General features: G+C 50.4%; 2 protein-coding genes. Both read right to left on the bottom strand.

Annotated elements, in window-relative coordinates:
• Window positions 1–1,837, bottom strand: a 1,837-nt coding sequence (locus tag AB6C75_RS23360; protein ID WP_372109483.1) for a replication endonuclease, incomplete at its 3' end; no start/stop codon positions are given.
• Between the two features lie 9 nt (window positions 1,838–1,846).
• The coding region (locus tag AB6C75_RS23355) for a hypothetical protein (RefSeq protein ID WP_372109482.1) at window positions 1,847–2,049 on the bottom strand (203 nt) is incomplete at its 5' end.

Below are 2,049 nucleotides of genomic sequence, written 5' to 3'. Positions count from 1 at the left end.
GGCTGAGAGTGGTGTGCTTATCAATGGGGATTTTCGCCCCCATCGACAGCGGTTTGAGTAAGCATTGAACCCCTTTAATGCTCCATCCGGTCACGTCCATCAGCGCTTTTTCGAGTGGGGATATCTCCATTTCCGGAGGTGGGTTACACTTATTTTCAGTGCTCCAAGGGACAGCGCTCCGCGCTTTTTTCCACGCGTCCACATCGCACTTCGCCACCACCGAAAAGTGATCGCGGCAGGTCTCGATCACGTGACCTAACCATTCCAACCCGATCACCCGTTTGGTGGTTTCGCCGTACTGGTTAATCTGCGTTTCATGAGCGAGGCGTAAATCCCCAATGTGCTGAGTAAATTCTTTCCATCGTGATTTATCCGCATGCTCATGTAAGTCGATTAACGCTTCATCAATCGCGACATCGGCTTTGTTCGCGCGTCTGAGTTGTCGCCATAGACCAACCGCTGGGGAGCCCGATTGAGAGAACTGTTTGATGCCCCACGCACTAGCCCAAGCGCGGACAGAAAGAGCCTTACTGGCCGCGTTACCCTCTGGGAGGTGTGCCCCGTTGATGTTCTTAGAGATGTATTTGATGATGTAGCCAGTAGCGCTACCTTTTTTAGGGTTGCAAGGTTTCGCGTGAAAACGGGCTTTGCGTTTCTTTTTGTTGTAGAGCTCGTCGGCATCTTCACTTCGGGCGATATTTGCACAAATGCGCATGAGGTCGGCTTTGTATTCTGCAGGGCAATAAACAAAGGCATGAAGATGAGGTGTCCCGTCTTTGTGGGGCTCGGCCACCCGTAGGCCAAACCAAGGAATGTCTTGTTTGGCGAAGTGGGCGCGGGCCAGTCTCCATTGCTCCATCAGGTTTTGATGCGCTTCTTTGACGGTGCAGCCGTTCCACTTAGACGAATTGCGGTGATATTTAGACGGAAGTGTCCATGTGATGAAGACCCCTTCGAATCCCATATCGATCGCACGCTCTTCATCCCCGCGACTGCGAACCACCAATTCAATGTACCGATTATCTGGATTGGCGGTCGTACGAGAGGCCACCTCATCGAGATTGAATTCTTGCAGGGTGTCGTGGTTGATGACCACCATGCTTTTCATGAAGGCTTCGGACTCGCGTAATTGCTGCTTGAAGTTGGAGAGAGTCAGGCGCGACACATTGCAATGTTGGCTGGGTTGTTCCCCGACATTGCCAAGGGTGACTTGAGCATGTTCAATGTAGCGCTTGCGAAGGCGTTTGAATTTACGCACTAAGTTTTTAGGGTCTATACAACGACGAATCGCGCACTCTAATAAGATCTCAGCGTCACGAACCGTGAGGGTTTGACCGATATCACGCGTGTCGGCACTCGGAGGCTCGATGAAGACCTTGAGTATCAAGTCTCGGATTTGTTCAAAGGCATAATGCAGGGCGTGATAGTAATCGGTGGGGCTCTCAGGAATGCCATCAATACGCGCTTCGGTGTCGGTCACGGCAATATCATTGATGATATCGACAAAGGCCACGGTGAGTTGAATGGCGAAATTTTTAAGCGCATCATCGCTCATCAAGATGTCGTGCGTCAGTTCGAGCGGTTTGGGCTCATGGCTGACGAAGCCAAACGGAAATTTTTGGGTAAAGTGGTGGGCGACCTTATCCACAAAGCTGACGCGTTCGGTGATGAATAAGGTGAGATTACGGTCGGTCGGATTGCCGCGTTTTTTACGTAGACCTAATTTAAGTTCCAGATCTTGACGCATCATCACCGGCAGGTGCGCCGTGAGATTGGAGACATACTGACTTAACGACAGAGTGATGTTGGGTTGATGGAATCGATTGTAGGTACTCATAGTCCAACCTTAAGTTTTTCCTTTACTTACTGTTCCCCAAGGCTCGATACAACCTCGTTCGGTGCAGGTGTAATTCAAGGGTTTAGGTGTCGGTTTAACGCGCTTTTTAATGCCATGCTTTTCTCTTAGCTTCGATATTAAGAAACGCGCTCTCTCGGTTTTTTCTGGGTCAAAGTCTTTGAGCCCTTCCATGTCGGGGCAGGGCTTGTGGA

The organism is Vibrio sp. 10N.237.312.B06 (genome assembly GCF_041464685.1).
Lineage (GTDB): Bacteria > Pseudomonadota > Gammaproteobacteria > Enterobacterales > Vibrionaceae > Vibrio > Vibrio tasmaniensis_A.
This window is presented reverse-complemented; position numbering and strand designations above follow the sequence as displayed.